General features: G+C 72.4%; 2 protein-coding genes. Both read left to right on the top strand.

Annotation, left to right across the window (positions count from 1 at the left end; genetic code table 11):
* On the top strand, window positions 1–1,267 hold a 1,267-nt coding region (gene selA / locus QQK25_RS22790), incomplete at its 5' end, for an L-seryl-tRNA(Sec) selenium transferase (RefSeq protein WP_284190020.1).
* On the top strand, window positions 1,261–2,015 hold a 755-nt coding region (gene selB, locus QQK25_RS22785; protein ID WP_284190019.1), incomplete at its 3' end, for a selenocysteine-specific translation elongation factor. The genes selA and selB, both read left to right, overlap by 7 nt.

The following is a 2,015-nucleotide window of genomic DNA, read 5'->3' as shown; positions in this document are numbered from 1 at the left end:
CGGCATCGCCCAGGGCCAGCCCGCCCCGGACGCCGACGCCCTCATCGCCGCCGCCGGCGCCCGCCTCCAGGCCCGCGCCACGCCCACGCTCAAGCGCGTCTTCAACCTCACCGGCACCGTCCTCCACACCAACCTCGGCCGCGCCGTGCTCCCCGAGGCCGCCATCGCCGCGATGGTCGACGCCGCCCGGAGCCCCTGCGCCCTCGAATACGACGTCGAAACCGGCGGCCGCGGCGACCGCGACGACGTGGTGAACGATCTGCTGCGCGAACTCACCGGCGCCGAAGCCGCCACGGTGGTGAATAACAACGCCGCCGCGGTCTTCCTGCTCCTCAACACCCTCGCCCAGCGCAAGGAGGTCATCGTCTCCCGGGGCGAACTGGTCGAGATCGGCGGCGCCTTCCGCGTGCCCGACATCATGAAGCGCGCCGGCGCCAGGCTCGTCGAGGTGGGCTGCACCAACCGCACCCACCCGAAGGATTTCGAAGAGGCCATCGGCCCGCGCACCGGCCTGCTGATGAAGATCCACACCAGCAACTACGCGGTGCAGGGCTTCACCGCCAGCGTCGGTCAGGCAGACATGGCCCGCATCGCCCACGCCCGCGGCCTGCCGTTTGTGGAAGACCTGGGCAGCGGCACCCTCACCGACCTCGAACGCTGGAACCTGCCCCACGAGCCCACGCCCCGCGAAGCCATCGAGAGTGGCGCCGACCTCGTCACCTTCTCCGGCGACAAGCTCCTCGGCGGCCCCCAGGCCGGCATCCTCGTCGGCCGCAAGGATCTCATCGGCAAGATCAAGAAGAACCCCCTCAAGCGGGCGCTGCGCGTCGGCAAGATCACCCTCGCCGGCCTCGAAGCCGTGCTGCGCCTCTACCGCGACCCGGACCGCCTGCCCGAGCAGCTCGCCACCCTGCACCTCCTCACCCGCCCCCAGAACGCCATGCTCGCCCAGGCCGCGCGCCTCCACGGCCCGCTCGCCGCGCTGCTGGCGGACCGGCCGCTCACGGTGTCCATCGAGCCGATGCTGTCGCAGATCGGCTCCGGCAGCCTGCCGGTGGATCGCCTGCCCTCCGCCGGCCTCGTCTTCCGCCCCATCGGGCGCAAGGGCGGCATCCTCAACAAGCTGGAAGCCAGGCTGCGCGGCCTGCCCGTGCCGGTGATCGGCCGCATCGCCGACGACGCCCTGCACCTGGATCTGCGCTGCCTGCCCGAAGCCGACGAAGCCGCCTTCCTCGCCCAGCTCAGCGCAGGATTCGCCCCATGCTGATCGGCACCGCCGGCCACATCGACCACGGCAAGACCACCCTGGTCCGCGCCCTCACCGGCATCGACACCGACCGCCTGCCCGAAGAAAAGCGCCGCGGCATCACCATCGAACTGGGCTACGCCTACCTCCCGCTGCCGGGCGGCGACGGCTCGCCCGAGGCCACCGTCGGCTTCATCGATGTGCCCGGCCACGAGAAATTCGTCCCCACCATGCTCGCCGGCGCCAACGGCATCGACTTCGCGCTGCTGGTGGTCGCCGCCGACGACGGCCCCATGCCGCAAACCCGCGAGCACTTGCAGATCCTGCAACTGCTGGGCGTCGCCCGCGGCGCGGTGGCCCTGACCAAGATGGATCGAGCCAGCCCGGAACGCCTCGCCGAAGTCGAAGCCGAACTCCACGCCCTGCTGGCGGGCGGCAGCCTGGCGGGGTCGCCGGTCTTCCCGGTCTCGGCGATCAGCGGCGACGGCATCCCCGCGCTGCGCCAGCACCTGCTGGACGCCGCGGCCGCCACCCCGACCCGCACCGAATCCGGCAGCTTCCGGCTGGCGGTCGATCGCGTATTCACCCTCGCCGGCGCCGGCACCATTGTCGCCGGCACCGTGCACGCCGGGCGCGTCGCGGTGGGCGACAACATCCAGCTCGCCCCCGCCAGCAAGACCGCCCGGGTGCGCAGCCTGCACGTGCAGAACCGCAAGGCCGACACCGGCCACGCCGGCCAGCGCTGCGCCCTCAACCTCGCCGGGCTGGC

It is taken from the genome of Zoogloea oryzae (genome assembly GCF_030161255.1).
Lineage (GTDB): Bacteria > Pseudomonadota > Gammaproteobacteria > Burkholderiales > Rhodocyclaceae > Zoogloea > Zoogloea oryzae.
The sequence above is the reverse complement of the archived record's forward strand: the minus strand, read 5'-3'. Positions and strand labels throughout refer to the sequence as shown.